Annotated in this window: 17 protein-coding genes; 14 read left to right on the top strand and 3 right to left on the bottom strand. The window is 61.4% G+C overall.

Going from position 1 to position 17,979, the window contains the following annotated elements; genetic code table 11:
- The first annotated feature begins 66 nt into the window (after positions 1-66).
- Both clpX and lon read left to right on the top strand, forming a co-directional pair.
- Positions 67-1,365 carry an ATP-dependent Clp protease ATP-binding subunit ClpX gene (gene clpX / locus V6F88_RS07240; protein ID WP_046805799.1) on the top strand — a complete coding sequence of 433 codons (1,299 nt, stop codon included), beginning with the start codon at positions 67-69 and terminating at the stop codon, positions 1,363-1,365.
- A gap of 209 nt (positions 1,366-1,574) precedes the next feature.
- Complete coding sequence (lon, locus tag V6F88_RS07235; RefSeq protein ID WP_332608634.1) at positions 1,575-4,025, top strand: endopeptidase La; 2,451 nt, start codon at positions 1,575-1,577, stop codon at positions 4,023-4,025.
- 193 nt (positions 4,026-4,218) lie between these two features.
- On the opposite strand, the gene lexA is transcribed toward lon, so the two are convergent.
- A complete protein-coding gene (lexA, locus tag V6F88_RS07230; RefSeq protein ID WP_046805797.1) occupies positions 4,219-4,866 on the bottom strand; it encodes a transcriptional repressor LexA in 648 nt (215 codons plus the stop codon).
- A gap of 159 nt (positions 4,867-5,025) precedes the next feature.
- Positions 5,026-6,225, bottom strand: a complete 1,200-nt coding sequence (locus V6F88_RS07225) for an amino acid aminotransferase (RefSeq protein ID WP_332608633.1) — start codon at positions 6,223-6,225, stop codon at positions 5,026-5,028.
- Between the two features lie 76 nt (positions 6,226-6,301).
- Between V6F88_RS07225 and uvrB the strand changes: the two genes are divergently transcribed.
- The 11 genes from uvrB (at position 6,302) to V6F88_RS07170 (ending at position 15,936) form a co-directional block, all read left to right on the top strand.
- Entirely contained in the window at positions 6,302-8,431 is a 2,130-nt protein-coding gene (uvrB, locus tag V6F88_RS07220) for an excinuclease ABC subunit UvrB (RefSeq protein WP_332608962.1), read from the top strand.
- Positions 8,432-8,692: 261 nt separating this feature from the next.
- Positions 8,693-9,184: a low molecular weight protein-tyrosine-phosphatase gene (locus tag V6F88_RS07215; RefSeq protein ID WP_046805835.1), complete on the top strand. Its 492-nt coding sequence runs from the start codon at positions 8,693-8,695 to the stop codon at positions 9,182-9,184.
- Positions 9,185-9,376: 192 nt separating this feature from the next.
- On the top strand, positions 9,377-9,919 hold the full coding sequence (gene iscR / locus V6F88_RS07210; RefSeq protein ID WP_050445292.1) for a Fe-S cluster assembly transcriptional regulator IscR: 543 nt from the start codon (positions 9,377-9,379) through the stop codon (positions 9,917-9,919).
- A 21-nt stretch (positions 9,920-9,940) separates the two neighbouring features.
- Entirely contained in the window at positions 9,941-11,152 is a 1,212-nt protein-coding gene (locus tag V6F88_RS07205; protein WP_046805794.1) for an IscS subfamily cysteine desulfurase, read from the top strand.
- Positions 11,153-11,185: 33 nt separating this feature from the next.
- Entirely contained in the window at positions 11,186-11,590 is a 405-nt protein-coding gene (gene iscU / locus V6F88_RS07200; RefSeq protein WP_006220174.1) for a Fe-S cluster assembly scaffold IscU, read from the top strand.
- A gap of 2 nt (positions 11,591-11,592) precedes the next feature.
- Positions 11,593-11,916: an iron-sulfur cluster assembly protein IscA gene (iscA, locus tag V6F88_RS07195; protein ID WP_332608632.1), complete on the top strand. Its 324-nt coding sequence runs from the start codon at positions 11,593-11,595 to the stop codon at positions 11,914-11,916.
- A gap of 3 nt (positions 11,917-11,919) precedes the next feature.
- On the top strand, positions 11,920-12,432 hold the full coding sequence (hscB, locus tag V6F88_RS07190; RefSeq protein WP_332608631.1) for a Fe-S protein assembly co-chaperone HscB: 513 nt from the start codon (positions 11,920-11,922) through the stop codon (positions 12,430-12,432).
- Positions 12,433-12,504: 72 nt separating this feature from the next.
- Positions 12,505-14,367, top strand: coding sequence for a Fe-S protein assembly chaperone HscA (hscA, locus tag V6F88_RS07185; protein WP_332608630.1), 1,863 nt, complete (start codon positions 12,505-12,507; stop codon positions 14,365-14,367).
- Between the two features lie 9 nt (positions 14,368-14,376).
- Complete coding sequence (fdx, locus tag V6F88_RS07180; protein ID WP_046805791.1) at positions 14,377-14,718, top strand: ISC system 2Fe-2S type ferredoxin; 342 nt, start codon at positions 14,377-14,379, stop codon at positions 14,716-14,718.
- Positions 14,718-14,912 carry a Fe-S cluster assembly protein IscX gene (iscX, locus tag V6F88_RS07175; protein ID WP_046805790.1) on the top strand — a complete coding sequence of 65 codons (195 nt, stop codon included), beginning with the start codon at positions 14,718-14,720 and terminating at the stop codon, positions 14,910-14,912. The genes fdx and iscX overlap by 1 nt, the downstream gene beginning before the upstream one ends.
- Positions 14,913-15,045: 133 nt before the next feature.
- Positions 15,046-15,936 carry a methylglyoxal synthase gene (locus V6F88_RS07170; protein ID WP_332608629.1) on the top strand — a complete coding sequence of 297 codons (891 nt, stop codon included), beginning with the start codon at positions 15,046-15,048 and terminating at the stop codon, positions 15,934-15,936.
- Positions 15,937-15,944: 8 nt separating this feature from the next.
- Here the strand turns inward: V6F88_RS07170 and V6F88_RS07165 are convergent, their stop codons facing one another.
- A complete protein-coding gene (locus V6F88_RS07165) occupies positions 15,945-16,880 on the bottom strand; it encodes a LysR family transcriptional regulator (RefSeq protein WP_332608628.1) in 936 nt (311 codons plus the stop codon).
- Between the two features lie 127 nt (positions 16,881-17,007).
- On the opposite strand from V6F88_RS07165, the gene V6F88_RS07160 reads away from it, so the two are divergent.
- Positions 17,008-17,979 carry a Bug family tripartite tricarboxylate transporter substrate binding protein gene (locus V6F88_RS07160; RefSeq protein WP_332608627.1) on the top strand — a complete coding sequence of 324 codons (972 nt, stop codon included), beginning with the start codon at positions 17,008-17,010 and terminating at the stop codon, positions 17,977-17,979.

The raw sequence follows: 17,979 nt of genomic DNA, 5'->3' as shown, positions 1-17,979 counted from the left end.
TGAGTAAGCGCATGCGCCGGGCCCGTTACCGGTCTGGCGCATCTTTACCTGAGATACGAAACAAATATGCCTGAAAAAAAGGGATCGGCAGACGCAAAAGTGCTGCATTGCTCGTTTTGCAATAAAAGCCAGCATGAAGTCCGCAAGCTGATCGCGGGTCCGTCGGTGTTCATCTGTGATGAATGCATAGATCTGTGCAACGACATCATCCGCGAGGAAGCGCAAGCGACCGCGCGCGCGGCGATTCGTTCCGAACTGCCCACTCCGGCCGAAATCAAAACCTTCCTCGATCAGTACGTCATTGGGCAAAACTCGCCCAAGCGCATGCTGGCCGTGGCGGTTTACAACCATTACAAGCGCATTCGTCACGGCGAGATCAAGGGTGACGAAGTCGAGCTCTCCAAGAGCAACATCATGCTGATCGGGCCCACGGGCTCCGGCAAGACGCTGTTGGCGCAGACGCTTGCGCGCATGCTGAATGTGCCTTTCGTCATGGCTGACGCCACGACGCTGACCGAAGCCGGCTATGTCGGTGAAGACGTCGAGAACATCATCCAGAAGTTGCTGCAGAACTGCAACTACGAAGTCGAGAAAGCGCAGCGCGCCATTATCTACATCGACGAAATCGACAAGATTTCCCGCAAGTCGGACAACCCGTCCATTACGCGCGACGTTTCCGGCGAAGGCGTGCAGCAGGCGCTGCTCAAGCTGATCGAAGGGACGGTTGCTTCGGTGCCCCCGCAAGGCGGGCGCAAGCATCCGAACCAGGACTTCGTGCAAGTGGACACGACCAACATCCTGTTCATCGTGGGCGGCGCCTTCGATGGTTTGGAAAAGGTCATCCGGGACCGTACCGAAAAGTCCGGCATCGGTTTCTCGGCCTCGGTGCGGGCCAAGTCCGAGCGCGGTGTCGGCGAGCTGTTCTCGGAAGTCGAACCCGAAGATCTGATCAAGTTCGGCTTGATCCCGGAACTGGTCGGTCGTCTGCCCGTGGTCGCCACGCTGGACGAGTTGGACGAAGCGGCCTTGGTTCAGATTCTGACCGAACCCAAGAACGCGTTGCTCAAGCAGTTCCAGAAGCTGTTCGCCATGGAAGGTGCCGAGCTTGACCTGCGTCCGGCGGCATTGAAGGCGATCGCCCGCAAGGCGCTGAAGCGTAAGACGGGTGCCCGTGGCTTGCGTTCGATCATCGAACAAACGCTGTTGGACACCATGTACGAGCTGCCTTCTCAGGGCAATGTAAAGCGTGTGGTCGTCGACGAGAACGCAATCGAAGGCGAGGGCAAGCCCTTGCTGATCTACGCGGACGAAGCCGGCGAATCCGACAAGCCGGAACGTGGAGAAGTCCGCGACGCCGCAGCCTGATATTTCAAAAAAGCCCGTTCCTGTAACGGGTTTTTTTGCCGTAGGAGTGCCCTCCGGGGCATTTTTTTTTGCCTTTTGCCTATCCGGCAGCCGGGATCTTGAATTTTCGGCTATTGTTCCCATAACAGACGTAACTGACGCGGATAGCCCGGGTACTCTCTCCCAGGCTCCCCGTCCCCGATACGCCGAGTCATACCGAGGAACCTCCTATGTCTGCCAGCCAGACCCTGCCTTCCGACCCGATCGACCTGCCTTTGCTCCCACTTCGCGACGTCGTGGTGTTCCCGCACATGGTCATCCCGCTGTTCGTCGGCCGTCCGCGCTCTATTCGCGCGCTCGAGGTTGCGATGGAAGCGGGCAAAAGCATCATGCTGGTGGCCCAAAAATCCGCCGGCAAGGATGACCCCACCCCCGAAGACGTCTACGAGATCGGCTGCGTTGCCGGCATCCTCCAGATGCTCAAGTTGCCCGACGGCACCGTTAAGGTTCTGGTCGAAGGCACTCAGCGTGCCCGCATCAACAGCATCGAAGATGCCGATTCGCATTTCACCTGCCAGGTGACGCCGATCGAGCCGGACGCCATGCAGGGCTCCGAAACCGAGGCCCTGCGCCGCGCGATCGTTGCCCAGTTCGAACAGTACGTAAAGCTCAACAAGAAGATCCCCCCGGAGATCCTGACCTCGTTGGCCGGCATCGACGATGCGGGCCGCCTGGCTGACACGATCGCCGCGCATCTTCCGCTGAAGCTCGAGCAGAAGCAAAAAATGCTCGAGATCGTCGGCACGTCTGAGCGCCTTGAAGGTCTGCTTACCCAGCTGGAAACCGAGATCGACATTCTTCAGGTCGAGAAGCGGATTCGCGGCCGCGTGAAGAAGCAGATGGAAAAGAGCCAGCGCGACTACTACCTGAATGAGCAGGTCAAAGCCATTCAGAAGGAGTTGGGCGAAGGCGAAGAGGGCGCGGACATCGAAGAGCTTGAAAAGAAGATCATCGCTGCCCACATGCCCAAAGAGGCGCGCAAGAAGGCCGATGCTGAGCTCAAGAAACTCAAGCTGATGTCGCCCATGTCGGCCGAAGCCACCGTGGTGCGCAACTACATCGATACGCTCATCAACCTCCCCTGGAGGAAGAAGAGCAAGATCAACAACTCGATCGCCAACGCCGAGACGGTGCTGGACAACGACCATTACGGTCTGGAAAAGGTCAAGGAACGCATTCTTGAATATCTTGCCGTGCAGCAGCGCGTTGACAAGGTCAAGGCGCCGATCCTGTGCCTGGTCGGCCCTCCGGGCGTCGGCAAGACCTCGCTGGGGCAGTCCATTGCCAAGGCCACGAACCGCAAGTTCGTGCGTATGGCGCTGGGCGGCGTGCGTGACGAGGCCGAGATCCGTGGCCATCGCCGTACGTACATCGGTTCTATGCCCGGCAAGATCGTGCAGAACATGTCGAAGGTTGGCGTGCGCAATCCCTTGTTCCTGCTTGACGAGATCGACAAGCTGGGCATGGATTTCCGCGGTGACCCCTCGTCGGCGCTGCTTGAAGTGCTGGACCCGGAACAAAACCACACGTTCCAGGACCACTACATCGAGGTCGACTTCGACCTGTCCGACGTCATGTTCGTCGCCACCAGCAACACGCTGAACATCCCGCCGGCCCTGTTGGACCGTATGGAAGTTATCCGCCTGTCCGGTTACACGGAAGAGGAAAAGATCCATATCGCTCGCGACCATTTGCTGCCTAAGCTGATGCAGAACAACGGCGTGAAGGACAACGAGCTGACGGTCGATGACAGTGCGCTGCGCGATATCGTTCGCTACTACACCCGGGAAGCCGGTGTGCGCGCGTTGGAACGTGAAGTGGGCAAGATCTGCCGCAAGGTCATCAAGCAATTGCTGACCCAGAATGATCGCGCCAAGGCCGAAGGCAAGACCCTTGAGGTCAAGCCGGTCAACGTCACGGGCGACAACCTGAGCGACTATCTGGGCGTGCGCCGCTACACCTTCGGGATGGCCGAGAAGGAAAACCAGGTGGGTCAGGTGACCGGTCTGGCTTGGACCGAAGTGGGTGGCGATCTGCTGACGATCGAAGTTGCCGACATGCCGGGTAAGGGCGTGATCCAGCGTACGGGTTCGCTTGGCGACGTGATGAAGGAATCGGTGGAAGCGGCTCGCACGGTAGTGCGGTCCCGCGCTCGCCGCCTGGGCTTTGCCGACAGCGTGTTCGAAAAGCACGACATGCACGTACACGTTCCCGAAGGCGCGACGCCCAAGGACGGCCCGTCCGCGGGTATCGCGATCACGACGGCCATGGTTTCGGCGCTGTCACGCATTCCGGTGCGCGCCGATGTCGCCATGACTGGCGAGATCACGCTGCGCGGCGAAGTGCTGCCTATCGGCGGCCTGAAGGAAAAGCTGCTGGCGGCACACCGTGGTGGTATCAAGACGGTCTTGATTCCCGAGGAAAACGTCAAGGACTTGGCGGAGATCCCCGATAACGTCAAGAACCAACTTGAGATCGTGCCGGTCCGCTGGATCGACAAGGTGTTGGAGCTGGCGCTGGAGCGTCTGCCGGAACCCCTGGCCGAGGAAGAAGCCGTCAAAGACGCGCTTGTGACGAAGCCGGCCGAGCCCGGCTCGACGGATCCGGTTCTGAAGCACTGATCGCCTGTCACGGCAGGGCGCCCGCAATATGTGGCGCCCAAACAAAAACCCCGCCAACATGTGGCGGGGTTTTTTTTGGGTTTCGATGGGGCCTTGGTTTTGGCGATCCCGGTCGCTAGGGCCGGGGCTGTTGCGATGCCAAGGCTATGGCTGGGCTAGGCCGCAGACAGTGCGCGAGACGACCCCTGCTGCGTCAGTGCAATGCGTGCGTACGGATCAAACCGACGGCGATGCCTTCCAGCGCGAACTCCTGGTCTGCTTCAACGATGATGGTCTGAAAGTCCGGGTTTTCCGGCAGCAGTTCGATATGCCCATTGGTGCGTTGCAGGCGCTTGACCGTCACGTCGTCGCCTAAGCGTGCCACGACGATTTGGCCGTTGCGCGCTTCCGAGGCCTTCTTCACCGCAAGCAGGTCACCTTCCAGGATGCCCGCATCCCGCATGCTCATGCCGCGCACCTTCAGCAAATAATCAGGCGCCTGGGCAAACAGGTGTGGGTCGACGCCGACCTCGCGTTCGACGTGTTCGGCCGCAAGGATCGGGCTGCCTGCCGCGACGCGCCCGACCAACGGCAGCAGCAACTGCGCCAATGAAGGTATGGCCAGAGACGTCTGTGACTGGGAGGGCCCATCTTTCAAGCGTATGCCGCGCGAAGCGCCGGCGGTAAGCTCGATAGCACCCTTGCGGGCTAATGCCTTAAGGTGGTCTTCTGCCGCATTCGGTGAACGGAAACCAAGGGCCTGGGCGATTTCGGCGCGCGTCGGCGGAAAGCCGGTGCGCGTGACGGTCTGCCGGATGAGGTCCAGGATTTGTTGCTGGCGATCGGTGAGTTTGCTGGCCATGGCGATGATCCGGTATGAGCGGACTGTACATATATACAGCGCCATTCTGGGGGACGTAGCGCAAAAAAGCAAGCTGGCGCCAGGCCCAAAAAGCAAAACGGAGCCAAAGGGCTCCGTTTCGTCATTGCGGGCCGCTGGCGGCCCGCGCAGGCAAGGGTTTTACAGCACGGCGGCGATGCCAGCAGCGACCTTGTCAATGTTGCCGCTGTTCAGCGCGGCGACGCAGATGCGGCCGCTGGACACCGCGTACACGCCATGCTCTTCCCGCAGACGATCCACTTGAGCCGACGTCAGGCCCGAGTACGAAAACATGCCGCGTTGCTGCAGGACGAAGCTGAAGTCCTGCTTGGCACCATGTTCCTTGATCTTTTCGACCAGTTGCTTGCGCATCAGGCGGATGCGGTCGCGCATGCCGGCAAGCTCTTCTTCCCACATGGCGAAGAGTTCCGGCGTGTTCAAAACTGTCGACACCACCGTGCCGCCGTGCGTCGGCGGGTTGGAATAGTTGGTGCGAATAACGCGCTTGAGCTGGCTCAGGACGCGGCCCGCCGCTTCCTTGCTGCCTGCCACGATCGTCAGGGCGCCGACGCGTTCGCCATACAGCGAGAACGACTTCGAGAACGACGAGCTGATGAACATCGTCATGTCCAAGTCGGCGAACATGCGCACGACAGCGGCGTCCTCGGTCAGGCCCTCGCCAAAGCCCTGGTAGGCGATGTCCAGGAACGGAACCAGGTTGTTTTCCTTCACAACCGCGGCGATCTGCTTCCATTGCTCGGGCGTGGGGTCCACACCGGTCGGGTTGTGGCAGCACGCGTGCAGCACGACGACGGTCTGCGCCGGGGTAGCCTTCAGGTCCGCCAGCATGGCTTCAAAATTCAGGCCGCGAGTGGAGGCGTCGTAGTACGAATACGTGCCCACTTCAAAGCCGGCGCGCTCGAAAAGGGCGCGGTGGTTTTCCCAGCTGGGGTTGCTGATCAACACTTTGGAAGAGGGCAGCAATTGACGCAGGAAGTCGGCCCCGATCTTGAGCGCGCCGGTGCCGCCCAGCGCTTGGGTGGTCAACACGCGACCCGCTGCGGCCAACGCGGAATCCTTACCCAACAACAGGGCTTGAGCACCCTGGTTGTAGCCGGCGATGCCTTCGATGGGCAAATAGCCGCGGGCGGCGGCCGCTTCGATGCGGGCGGTTTCGGCTTTGCGAACGGCGCCCAGCAGGGGGATCCGTCCCTGGTCGTCGTAGTACACGCCCACGCCCAGGTTGACTTTACCCGGACGCGTGTCCGCGTTGAATTGTTCGTTCAGACCAAGAATGGGGTCGCGCGGCGCGAGTTCGACGGAATCGAAAAGGTTGCTCATGGGACTCTGATGAGGATGGGTGGACGCAGTACGAGGTGCTGTGGATAATGGGGGGTTTACCCTGGAACAGTCTAGCATGCCAAACAGTCCAATAGACCCGAGCGGCGCGGGAGATCTGGCCCAGAATCTCGCTGGAAATGCCGTCGTACCAGTATCGGCTGATGCGCCGCCGGTTGCGGGCGCGGAACCGCGCTTTGTCGAGTATCCCGACAGCCCCTTCCAGCTGTTCCAGCCTTATCCTCCAGCCGGCGATCAACCCACCGCGATCGACGGGCTGACCCAGGGTATCGAAGACGGCCTGATGTTTCAGACGCTGCTGGGCGTGACCGGCTCGGGCAAGACCTTCACCATGGCGAACGTCATTGCGCGGCTGGGACGCCCTGCGTTGGTGCTGGCTCCGAACAAGACGCTTGCGGCGCAGCTATATGCCGAAATGCGCGAGTTCTTTCCGAAGAACGCGGTCGAGTATTTCGTTTCGTACTACGACTATTACCAGCCCGAGGCCTATGTCCCAACGCGCGACCTGTTTATTGAAAAGGATTCGTCCATCAATGAGCACATCGAGCAAATGCGTCTGTCGGCCACAAAGAGCCTGCTCGAGCGCCGGGATACCATTATTGTCGGCACGGTGTCTTGCATTTACGGCATCGGCAATCCCGGCGATTATCATGCGATGGTTCTGATTCTGCGTAGCGGGGACCAAATCTCGCGCCGTGAGATCCTGGCGCGTCTGGTTGCCATGCAATACACCCGCAACGATGCCGAGTTCACTCGCGGGGTGTTCCGGGTCCGTGGCGAAACCATCGACATCTTTCCGGCGGAAAGCGCCGAGCTGGCGCTGCGCCTGACGCTTTTTGACGACGAGATCGAGAGCCTTGAGCTGTTTGATCCGCTGACCGGCCGCATTCGGCAAAAGCTGCCCCGGTTTACCGTGTATCCGGGGTCGCATTACGTCACGCCGCGCGATACCGTGCTGCGGGCGATTGAAACGATCAAGGTGGAACTGCGCGAGCGCGTCAAGCGCTTTGTCGACGATGGCCACTTGGTCGAAGCGCAGCGTCTTGAGCAGCGCACGCGGTTCGATCTGGAAATGCTGCAGGAATTGGGCTTTTGCAAGGGCATCGAAAACTATTCCCGCCACCTGTCCGGCGCCGCGCCCGGCGAACCGCCGCCCACGCTGATCGATTACCTGCCGTCCGACGCGCTGATGTTCATCGATGAAAGCCACGTGACCATCGGCCAGCTCAGCGCCATGTATCGCGGCGACCGGTCGCGCAAGGAAACGTTGGTGCAATATGGGTTCCGGTTGCCTTCCGCGATGGATAACCGGCCTCTCAAGCTAGAGGAATTTGAAGCGCGGATGCGCCAATGCGTGTTCGTGTCGGCCACCCCCGCGGCGTACGAGAAAGAACACGCGGACAACGTCGTCGAGCAGGTCGTTCGGCCCACCGGCCTGGTCGATCCGCTGGTCGAGGTTTTGCCAGCCCGCACCCAGGTGGACGATCTGCTGGGCCAGATCAAGACTCGGGTTGCGGTAGGCGAGCGGGTTCTGGTCACCACCTTGACCAAGCGCATGGCCGAAGATTTGACGGACTTCCTTAGCGAACACGGCGTTAAGGTGCGCTACTTGCACTCGGACATCGATACCGTCGAACGAGTGGAAATTCTGCGCGACCTGCGCCTGGGTACGTTTGACGTGCTGGTGGGCATCAACCTGCTGCGCGAGGGCCTGGATATTCCCGAGGTTTCGCTGGTGGCAATTCTTGACGCCGACAAGGAAGGCTTCCTGCGGTCCGAGCGCAGCCTGATCCAGACGATCGGCCGCGCGGCCCGCAACTTGAACGGCCACGCCATCCTCTATGCAGACCGTATTACGGATTCAATGCAGCGCGCGATGGAGGAAACCAGCCGTCGGCGCGCCAAGCAGCTGCAGTTCAATATTGACAACGGCATAACGGCGCGTGGCGTCCGCAAGGCCGTGCGCGAGCTGATCGACGGCATCGTCGCGCCGGTACAGCACGACGCCCTGGAAGCCGCGGTGCCAGCTGAATTCCTGAAGGACGAGAAGGCTTTGGCGCGCGAGCTGAAGCGCTTGGAAAAGCTGATGATGGACCATGCGCGAAACCTGGAATTCGAGCAGGCCGCCGCAGCCCGCGATGCACTGACCGCGCTGAAGCAGCGTGTGCTTCTTGATGGGGCCGTGTAAACGACCGCGCCGCGCAAATTGTCTTGGGATGGCCTGACAGCTAGCTGACACGACGCTGAAAATGGTGCGCGGGGCGATTGATATGCGCGCGCGGTTGGAAAGGGCGCTTGGCGGTCATTGGGAGTAAAGGCCGGGTGTTTAGAATCCGAAGTAACTCGTTGATATAAAGGCAATTTATGAGTGAGAACCTCGCCCTTTGCTCATTTGTTTCTTTGCAAAAAAAGCTTGCCTTATCTCGGGTTTTCCCTCACACTTACTCCCATGATGACCAAGGTACTTTTCGTTTGCATGGGCAATATCTGTCGCTCGCCGAGCGCAGAGGGCGTGTTTCGCCATTTGGTGAATGACGCGGGTTTGAGCGACGTTGTTCGCATCGACTCCGCGGGCACGCATGCGTTTCATATCGGCGAGGCGCCTGATGCCCGGGCGCAGGCTGCGGCGCGTAAACGCGGCTACGAGATCACGCACTGTGAGGCCCGTCAGGTCACCGCGGAAGATTTCCGCGACTTCGATCTTATCCTGGCGATGGATTGGGACAACCTGTCTGCGATGCAGCAGCAGTGCCCCAAGACCTATCAGCACAAATTGATGCTGCTGATGCGCTTCGCCAACGAGTTTGAAGAGGCCACTGTGCCCGATCCTTACTACGGCGGCGCGGATGGTTTTGGGAAGGTTCTCGATTACTTGGAAGACGCCTGCCAAGGTGTCCTGGAATTGGTCCGCAAGCGCGCTACCCAGTACCAAGCGGCCTGACCGCTTTTCCGTAGAGCCGCCCACAGCGCGGCTCTTGGGGTACAGGGCAACGAAAAAACCGCGCAACAGCGCGGTTTTTTCTGGTCAGGAGCCATACCAAATTAGTCGGGAATAGGCTATACTTGACCCAATTACTCGGGTATTGACCGCTGGATTCGCTGGCGGCCATTGCCGAATCACAGGGAACCCACCATGCGGCTAACTACCAAAGGGCGTTTCGCCGTGACTGCCATGATCGATCTCGCCATGCGCCAGCATAGCGGCCCGGTCACTCTTGCGGCCATCAGCCAGCGTCAAAACATCTCGCTTTCCTATCTGGAACAGCTGTTCGGGAAACTGCGTCGCCACGAACTCGTGGACAGTGTGCGCGGCCCGGGTGGCGGTTATTCGCTTGCGCGCCTTGCCCGCAACGTGACCGTCGCGGACATCATCTTTGCAGTGGACGAACCGTTGGACGCCACCAGCTGTGGCGGCAAGCGCGACTGTACGAGCGGCAATGACGGCAAACCCGGCAAGTGCATGACGCACGAGCTCTGGGCGACGTTGAATCGCAAGATGGTCGATTACCTGGATTCGGTGTCCCTGCAAGATCTGGTTGATCAGCAGCGCGTGCGCCAATTGCAGGAAGCCAGCAATCAAGCGCAAGCCTGCGCAGTGCGCGTCAATCGGGTGGGCGGCGCCAATGCCGCTGCCAATTCCCCGACCACGGCCGTCGCGGCTAATGCCACCGTATAAGCAGTATCAGGAGTTGTAGACATGACCACCCGTCCGATTTATTTTGATTATTCGGCCACCACCCCCGTCGACCCGCGTGTCGTGGACAAGATGGTGCCGTGGCTGTACGAGAATTTCGGCAATCCGGCATCCCGCAGCCATGCGTATGGCTGGGACTCGGAAGAAGCCGTCGAACGCGCCCGCGAAGAAGTCGCCAAGCTGGTCAACGCCGATCCGCGCGAGATCGTCTGGACTTCTGGCGCAACCGAATCGAACAACCTTGCCATCAAGGGCGCTGCGAATTTCTACGCGGAACGCGGCAAGCACGTCATCACCGTCAAGACCGAGCACAAAGCGGTGCTTGACACCTGTCGCGAGCTGGAGCGCCAGGGATTCGAAGTCACCTACTTGAACGTGAAGGACGACGGTCTGATCGACCTGGACACGTTCAAAGCCGCACTGCGCCCCGATACGGTGCTGGTCTCGGTGATGATGGTGAACAACGAAATCGGCGTGATCCAGGATATTGAATCGCTTGGCGAAATCTGCCGCGAAAAAGGCATTATTTTCCACGTCGACGCCGCTCAGGCGACAGGCAAGGTGGAAATCGACCTGCAAAAGCTGAAGGTTGATTTGATGTCGTTTTCGGCGCACAAGACGTACGGTCCGAAGGGTATCGGCGCGCTGTATGTGCGTCGCAAGCCGCGCATCCGCATCGAAGCGCAAATGCACGGTGGCGGCCACGAGCGCGGTTTCCGCTCGGGCACGCTGGCCACGCACCAGATTGTTGGCATGGGCGAGGCTTTCCGCTTGGCGCGCGAAGAAATGGGTACCGAGAACGAGCGCATCCGCATGCTGCGCGATCGCTTGTGGAATGGCCTGTCGCAGATCGAAGAGGTCTATCTGAACGGCGACATGGATCAGCGCGTGCCGCACAACTTGAACGTCAGCTTCAATTATGTTGAAGGCGAGTCCCTGATCATGGCGATCAAGGAACTGGCCGTTTCCAGCGGTTCAGCTTGCACGTCGGCTAGCCTGGAACCGTCGTACGTGTTGCGCGCCCTGGGCCGCAATGACGAATTGGCCCACAGTTCCATCCGTTTCACGCTCGGCCGCTTCACGACCGAAAAGGAAGTGGACTACGCCATTGAATTGCTCAAGAGCCGCGTCGGCAAGCTGCGCGATATGTCGCCGCTGTGGGAAATGGCCAAGGAAGGCATTGACTTGAACACCGTGCAGTGGGCCGCGCACTAAGCGCCCGCGCCAAGAAATACGTGGAGAAATAACATGTCTTACAGCACCAAAGTTCTGGATCACTACGAAAACCCGCGCAACGTCGGTTCTTTCGACAAGTCGGACGAATCGGTTGGCACCGGCATGGTCGGCGCACCCGCCTGTGGCGACGTCATGAAGCTGCAGATCAAGGTCAATGAAGCCGGCGTGATCGAAGACGCGCGTTTCAAGACCTACGGCTGCGGTTCCGCCATTGCGTCCAGCTCGCTTGTGACCGAATGGGTTAAGGGCAAGACGCTGGATCAAGCGATGAACATCCGCAACACGCAGATCGCCGAAGAGTTGGCGCTGCCGCCGGTGAAGGTGCACTGCTCCATCCTGGCCGAAGACGCTATCAAGGCCGCGGTGCAGAACTACAAAGAGAAGCATTCGGCTCCGGCCGAAGCGGTGGCAGGCTGATCATGTCCGTTACCCTGACCCAACAGGCTGCCTCCCACATCGGCCGCTACTTGCAAAAGCGCGGAAAGGGTATCGGCTTGCGGCTCGGCGTTAGGACGACGGGCTGTTCCGGCATGGCCTACAAGTTGGAATATGTGGACGACTCGGCGCCGGAAGACGTCGTGTTTGAAAGCTTCGGCGTAAAGGTCTTCATTGACCCCAAAAGCCTGGCTTACCTGGACGGAACCGAGCTCGATTACGCCCGGGAAGGCCTGAACGAAGGCTTCAAGTTCCGCAACCCCAACGAGAAGGCGACCTGCGGCTGCGGCGAGTCGTTCACGGTGTAAGTCTTGGCTGTAGACGACCACTTCAGCCTGTTCGGCTTGCCGGCCCGTTTCGACCTGGATGCGCAAGCACTGGAAACGTCGTGGCGAGGCGTCGCGGCGCAGGTGCATCCCGATCGCTATGCCACCGCCAGCCCCGCCGAACGCCGCGTCGCCATGCAATGGGCGGCGCGCGCCAACGAGGCGTACCGCGTTTTGCGTGATCCGTTGCTGCGCGCCCGCTATCTGTGCGAACAGGCGGGCGTGGATTTGCAGACCGAGAGCAACACGTCCATGGACACCGCCTTCCTCATGCAGCAGATGACGTGGCGCGAGATGCTGGACGACGCGCGTGACGACGCTGACGCGCTGGCGACCCTGAACACGGAGCTGGACGAGGCCCGCGTGTCGATGCGCGCCACGCTCAAGCGCCTGCTGGACGATGAGCACGACCACGCTGCTGCGGGCCTAAAGGTACGCGAATGGATGTTCGTGGAAAAACTGGCGCAAGAGCTGGCGCACGCCCAGCCCGCTGGATAGCCAACGCTGCGTTGTGGCGCCCCTGCTTCGGGCGCCTCTACACCGCCGCCAACTGACCAGAAAAAATAGATCATGGCCTTATTGCAGATATCCGAGCCCGGTGAGTCGCCCGCGCCGCACCAGCGCAAGCTGGCGGTGGGGATCGATCTGGGCACTACCAATTCCCTCGTTGCGGCGGTGCGCAGCAGCGTTGCGGAAGTGCTGCCCGATGCGCAGGGCCATGCCTTGCTGCCGTCGGCGGTGCGCTACCTGCCTGATGGAAAAGTCACCACGGGCCGCGAACCGCTTGCGCAGCAAGCCGAAGACCCTTTGAATACCGTGGTGTCCGTGAAGCGATTCATGGGCCGTTCGCTGGAAGAGGCGCGCGCCACGCGTGCGCCGTATGAATTCGTGGACGCGCCCGGCATGGTGCGCATCCGCACGGTGCAGGGCGATTTGAGCCCCGTCGAAGTGTCGGCGCAGATTCTGGCGGTGCTGCGTCAGCGCGCCGAAGACGTATTGGGCGATGACTTGGTGGGCGCGGTGATTACCGTGCCCGCTTACTTTGACGACGCCCAGCGCCAGGCAACGCGCGACGCCGCGCGGCTTGCCGGGCTGAACGTGCTGCGCCTTCTGAACGAACCGACGGCTGCCGCCATCGCCTATGGCCTGGACCACGCATCGGAAGGCGTTTACGCCGTCTATGACCTGGGCGGCGGTACCTTCGATATTTCCATCTTGCGGCTGACGCAGGGCGTTTTCGAAGTGATCTCCACCGGCGGCGACACGGCGCTGGGTGGCGACGATTTTGATGCGTTGATTGTCGATCACGCCGTGGCCAAGCTGACGGCCGGCGAGTTTTCCGCCGCTGACCGGCGCGGTTTGTTGATGGCTGCGCGCACTGCGCGTGAAGCCTTGTCCAGCGCGGACAGCGCGACGCTGAAGCTGGCGTTGGCCGACGGTCGCAACGTGGATCTGGTACTGACCCGCGCCGAATTTGAAACCTTGGCGCAGCCGCTTATCGAACGCACGCTGGATTGCGCGCGCCGCGCGTTGCGCGACGCATCGCTGAAACCGGCCGACGTGAAAGGCGTGGTGATGGTGGGCGGCGCGACGCGCATGCCTGTCGTGCGAGCCGCGGTGGCGAAGGTGTTTGGCACGGAGCCCCTGACCGACCTGGATCCCGATCAAGTCGTCGCGCTGGGCGCGGCGTTGCAGGCGAATCTGCTGGCCGGAAATCGCGCACCAGGTGAAGACTGGTTGCTGCTGGACGTGATTCCGCTGTCGCTGGGTCTGGAAACCATGGGCGGGCTGGTTGAACGGGTGATCCCGCGCAACAGCACCATTCCCGTGGCGCGCGCCCAGGAGTTCACCACGTTCAAGGACGGCCAGACCGCCATGAGCATTCATGTGGTGCAGGGCGAACGTGATCTGGTGGCGGACTCCCGTTCCCTGGCTCGCTTCGAACTGCGCGGTATTCCGCCGATGGTGGCGGGCGCCGCGCGCATCCGCGTGACGTTCCAGGTGGATGCCGACGGCCTGCTCAGTGTGACGGCGCGCGAGCAAAGCACGGGCGTCGAGGCCGCCGTGTCGGTCAAGCCGTCTTACGGATTAAGCGACGACGAAATTGCCCAGATGCTGGCCGACAGCGTGGCGCAGGCCGATACCGACGCCCGCGCCCGCATGTTGCGCGAGCAGCAGGTCGACGCGCGCCAGTTGGTGGAATCCGTGCAGGCAGCGCTGGCGGTTGACGGCGACTTGCTGGACGCCGACGAGCGCCGCCGCGTTGACGAATGCCTGCAAGCCGCCATCGACGCGCAAGCTGCCGACGATGTGGACACCGTGAAGGGCGCCGTGCAGGCCTTGTCGGCTGCCACCGACGATTTCGCCGCGCGTCGCATGGACCGCAGCATTCGCGCCGCCCTGGCGGGTCGAAAACTTGATGAGATTGCCTGATAAGACGCTATGCCGAAACTGACTGTATTGCCTCATCCCGACTATTGCCCCGAAGGCGCCGTGATCGAGGACGCACCCAAGGGCGTGTCGATCTGCCGCATTTTGCTGGACAACCACATCGACATCGAGCACGCCTGCGAACTGTCGTGCGCCTGCACCACCTGTCATGTGGTCATCAAGCAGGGCTATTCCGCATTGGAAGACGCGACGGACGACGAAGAAGACTTGCTGGACAAGGCCTGGGGCCTGACGCCCACGTCGCGCCTGTCGTGCCAGGCACTGGTGACTGACGCTGATCTGACGGTTGAAATTCCGAAGTACACCATCAACCATGCCAAAGAGGGCCATTGATGAAGTGGACCGATACCTACGACGTTGCCGCGGCCCTGGTCGACGCGCATCCTGACGTGGACCCCAAGACGCTGCGCTTCACGCAGCTGCGCGAATGGGTCATGGCCTTGCCCGGTTTCAACGACGACCCCGCCCACTGTGGCGAAAAAATCCTTGAAGCCATCCAGATGGCCTGGATCGACGAAGCGGACTGACCGCATCAAACAAAAACGCTCCCGGACGGGGGCGTTTTTGTTTGCGCGGCCGTCGTTCCGCCGTGCCGCCGTCAAGCGGCCACGTTATCATCAAGGATCCGTACGTTGTGTTCCACCTTGTCCGAGTCTACTGATGCCCGCTGCTCCATTGCGCTTTGGCCTGGCCGCCAACCGGCTGCACCACGAAACCCCCGATGCCGCATTGTTCACCTGGTTGCGCGCGTGCTCGTCCACGATACGTGAGCTAGGAGTCCAGCTGCACACCGTCGGCCGCACCCATGACGCCATCGTGCGCGAAGGCATGTTGCAAGGCTACAGCGGGCTGATCCGGTATCCCTACGGGCGCGAAGGCGGCCTGATGAAGCTGGTGGCACGCGTGACCGAAGGGCGCGACGGGCAGGCGCCGTTTGACGGCGCCATCTATCTGATTGATCCGGTGGATCCGTCGTCGATTTTCCCCGAAGCGTTGGCGTTGAAGCGTCAGTGCATCACGCATGGCCGGCCCTTTATTTCCACCGTGGCCGGCGCCATCGAATGGATGGAAGTGGAACGCGTGCATGCCGGGTTGGCGCCTGATGCGTCCGTCTCGCGCCTGTTCAACTTCACGGGCCAGACGCTGGCCATGATCGCGCACGATGCGCTCAAAGACGAGATGGTGGCGTTTGCCAGCGAGCATTTCGACGTGTTGTCGCAATTTGCCCGCCGCGTGGCGACGGGCACCACAGGCGGCCGGCTGAACGAATTGGCTTGGTCGCGCGGCTGGCCCAAGGATACGCCGTGGGTGCACCGCTACCTGAGCGGTCCGCTGGGCGGCGATGCGCAGATTGCCGAACTGGTGCTTGAACACCAATGCCAGCGCGTGATCTTTTTCGAAGACCCGCACGTGGCCCGCCAGCACGAGGCCGATATCCAGCTGCTTGAGCGTGCCGTACGCGTGGTAACGGAATCCGCCACTTGCGCAACCTCGCCGACCGTGGCGCGGCGCTGGGCGCAAGCGGTTGAAAAGCGCGTCGGCCTGATCTGACGCGCGTGCTAACCGGGCAAGCCGCCATCGACGATGATCCGGCTTACCCGATCGGCCACGGCGGTGGCGGCCATGGACAGCGGCAGCACATCCGAGCGGCATAGAAATACCGGACGCGTCAGGCGCGGCGTTTTTATCCGGTGCAACGATACCTCCTCGCGCATCGCTTCTTTGCGCACGGCTTCATACGACAGGATGGTGTGCGCCAGCCCGGCTTGAACCAGCTCTATCAATTGCGGTATTGCGTTGGCCTCGGCAATGACGCGAAACGCCGTGCGCTCTTGCTGCTGATACTTGTCCAGCAGCCGGCGCAAACTATGTGGATTGCCGGGCAGAACCAGCGGTAGTTTGGCCAACGCGCTTAGGCCCATCGTCGGTAGCGCGGCCAAGTGCCCGGACCACGCTTTTGCGCCGCCGCGAGTGGCCGGGGGCGACACCACCACCAATTCCTCATCGATCAGATGCTGAAAGCGCAGGTCCACGGCCGCATCGTCGCTGAACGTCAGGCCCAGGTCGGCGTGTCCGGAGCTGACGAAGCCGGGTATGTATCCGGTGCTGGATTCTATGATCTTCAAGTAGACGTCGGGCCAGGCCTGGAGGCTGAATCGCAGCAGGGGCACGGCCACCAGCTTGGCCATGGACATCGACATGGCCAAAGACACCGTGCCGCGCGGGGCGGCCTGATCTTCGCGCACATCGGCGCGCGCTGCGTCGATGCGTCCCAGTATCTCGCGGGCGTGCGACAACAGCCGCGCGCCGGCGGCGGTGGCGGTGACGCCGCGCGATGTACGGTGCAACAGCACCACGCCCAGATCTTCTTCCAGGTTGCGGATCAGCAGGCTAAGCGCGGGCTGGGCAACGTGCAGCGCCGCCGCCGCCCGGCTGATCGAGCCGGTGGACACCACCGCGACAAAGCACTGCATTGCACGAATCGACATCGACATTCAAAGATCCTGGCCGGGGTTATCTATAACAATTTTATGATATCGCGCATATAAAAACGGTATTTCTCATATAACTGCCCGCTTTGCATAATGCAGCCGCCACCATCGAAAAACACAAGGAGACATCATGGCGCTGATGAAAGCACTGGCCACCGCGATTGCCGCGACGGTTCTGGCCGCACCCGCGGTCGCGGATACCTGGCCGTCCAAACCCATTACGTTGCTGGTGCCGTTTTCCGCAGGCGGTCCGACGGACTTCATCGCGCGCCTGGTGGCTGATCCGCTGTCGCGCGAATTGGGCCAGCAAGTCATCGTGCAAAACAAGCCGGGCGCCAGCGGCAATGTCGGTTATCAAAGCGTGCTGAACGGGCCTGCCGACGGCTACACGCTGATGCACAACACCGTTGGCATGCAGGCGATCAACCCGTTGATGTATCCCAGTGCCAAGATGCAGCCGCTGACGGATTATGTGCCCATCGGCACGACCGGCGCCATGCCGAACCTGCTGGTGGCCAACCCCGAGCGCACGCCGGTCAAGACGCTGGCCCATCTGGTCGAGCGTGGGCGCGCGGCGCCTCATGGCCTGAGCTACGCGACGTTTGGGCCGGGCAGTTCGCCGCACGTGTATGGCGCGCTGCTGCAGAAGTTGGCGAAGTTTGACGCAGTGGGCGTGGCGTACAAAGGCAGCGCCAACGCCGTAACCGACGTGATCGGCGGGCAGGTGGATTTCCTGTTCGACAGCATGTCGACCAGCATCGGACAGGTGCAGGCGGGCAGGCTGCGGGCCTTGGCCATCACGTCGGGCGCGCGGTCGCCGCTGTTGCCGGATGTGCCCACGTTGAAAGAGGCCGGCTACGCCGGGCTGGATCTGAAATTCTGGTTCTCGCTGCAAGTGCCGGCAGGCACGCCGCCTGAAGTCGTGACCAAGCTGCGCACCGCCGTGGCCAATGTGGTGGCCAGCGAGGCCTACCGCAAGGCCATGCAGGAACGTGGCGCCGAAGCGTTGTCCGTGTCGCCGGCTGAACTCGACGCCTTCTTCAAGCGTGAAACGGCTCAATGGACCGATGCCGCCCAGGCCGTGGGATTGAAGGCCGAATGA

The organism is Achromobacter sp. ESBL13 (assembly GCF_036668755.1).
Classification (GTDB): domain Bacteria; phylum Pseudomonadota; class Gammaproteobacteria; order Burkholderiales; family Burkholderiaceae_B; genus Achromobacter.
Note: the sequence above shows the minus strand (reverse complement) of the source record. Positions and strands in the feature narration are given on the sequence as shown.

What these genes read in the sequence shown, in the direction of transcription:
- V6F88_RS07160 (WP_332608627.1), top strand. Translation starts at nt 17,008, where the DNA reads ATGGCGCTGATGAAAGCACTGGCCACCGCGATTGCCGCGACGGTTCTG.
- iscU (WP_006220174.1), top strand. Translation starts at nt 11,186, where the DNA reads ATGTCTTACAGCACCAAAGTTCTGGATCACTACGAAAACCCGCGCAAC.
- clpX (WP_046805799.1), top strand. Translation starts at nt 67, where the DNA reads ATGCCTGAAAAAAAGGGATCGGCAGACGCAAAAGTGCTGCATTGCTCG.
- uvrB (WP_332608962.1), top strand. Translation starts at nt 6,302, where the DNA reads ATGCCAAACAGTCCAATAGACCCGAGCGGCGCGGGAGATCTGGCCCAG.
- V6F88_RS07165 (WP_332608628.1), bottom strand. Translation starts at nt 16,880, where the DNA reads ATGTCGATGTCGATTCGTGCAATGCAGTGCTTTGTCGCGGTGGTGTCC.
- V6F88_RS07170 (WP_332608629.1), top strand. Translation starts at nt 15,046, where the DNA reads ATGCCCGCTGCTCCATTGCGCTTTGGCCTGGCCGCCAACCGGCTGCAC.
- V6F88_RS07205 (WP_046805794.1), top strand. Translation starts at nt 9,941, where the DNA reads ATGACCACCCGTCCGATTTATTTTGATTATTCGGCCACCACCCCCGTC.
- fdx (WP_046805791.1), top strand. Translation starts at nt 14,377, where the DNA reads ATGCCGAAACTGACTGTATTGCCTCATCCCGACTATTGCCCCGAAGGC.
- lexA (WP_046805797.1), bottom strand. Translation starts at nt 4,866, where the DNA reads ATGGCCAGCAAACTCACCGATCGCCAGCAACAAATCCTGGACCTCATC.
- iscR (WP_050445292.1), top strand. Translation starts at nt 9,377, where the DNA reads ATGCGGCTAACTACCAAAGGGCGTTTCGCCGTGACTGCCATGATCGAT.
- V6F88_RS07225 (WP_332608633.1), bottom strand. Translation starts at nt 6,225, where the DNA reads ATGAGCAACCTTTTCGATTCCGTCGAACTCGCGCCGCGCGACCCCATT.
- iscA (WP_332608632.1), top strand. Translation starts at nt 11,593, where the DNA reads ATGTCCGTTACCCTGACCCAACAGGCTGCCTCCCACATCGGCCGCTAC.
- iscX (WP_046805790.1), top strand. Translation starts at nt 14,718, where the DNA reads ATGAAGTGGACCGATACCTACGACGTTGCCGCGGCCCTGGTCGACGCG.
- V6F88_RS07215 (WP_046805835.1), top strand. Translation starts at nt 8,693, where the DNA reads ATGATGACCAAGGTACTTTTCGTTTGCATGGGCAATATCTGTCGCTCG.
- lon (WP_332608634.1), top strand. Translation starts at nt 1,575, where the DNA reads ATGTCTGCCAGCCAGACCCTGCCTTCCGACCCGATCGACCTGCCTTTG.
- hscA (WP_332608630.1), top strand. Translation starts at nt 12,505, where the DNA reads ATGGCCTTATTGCAGATATCCGAGCCCGGTGAGTCGCCCGCGCCGCAC.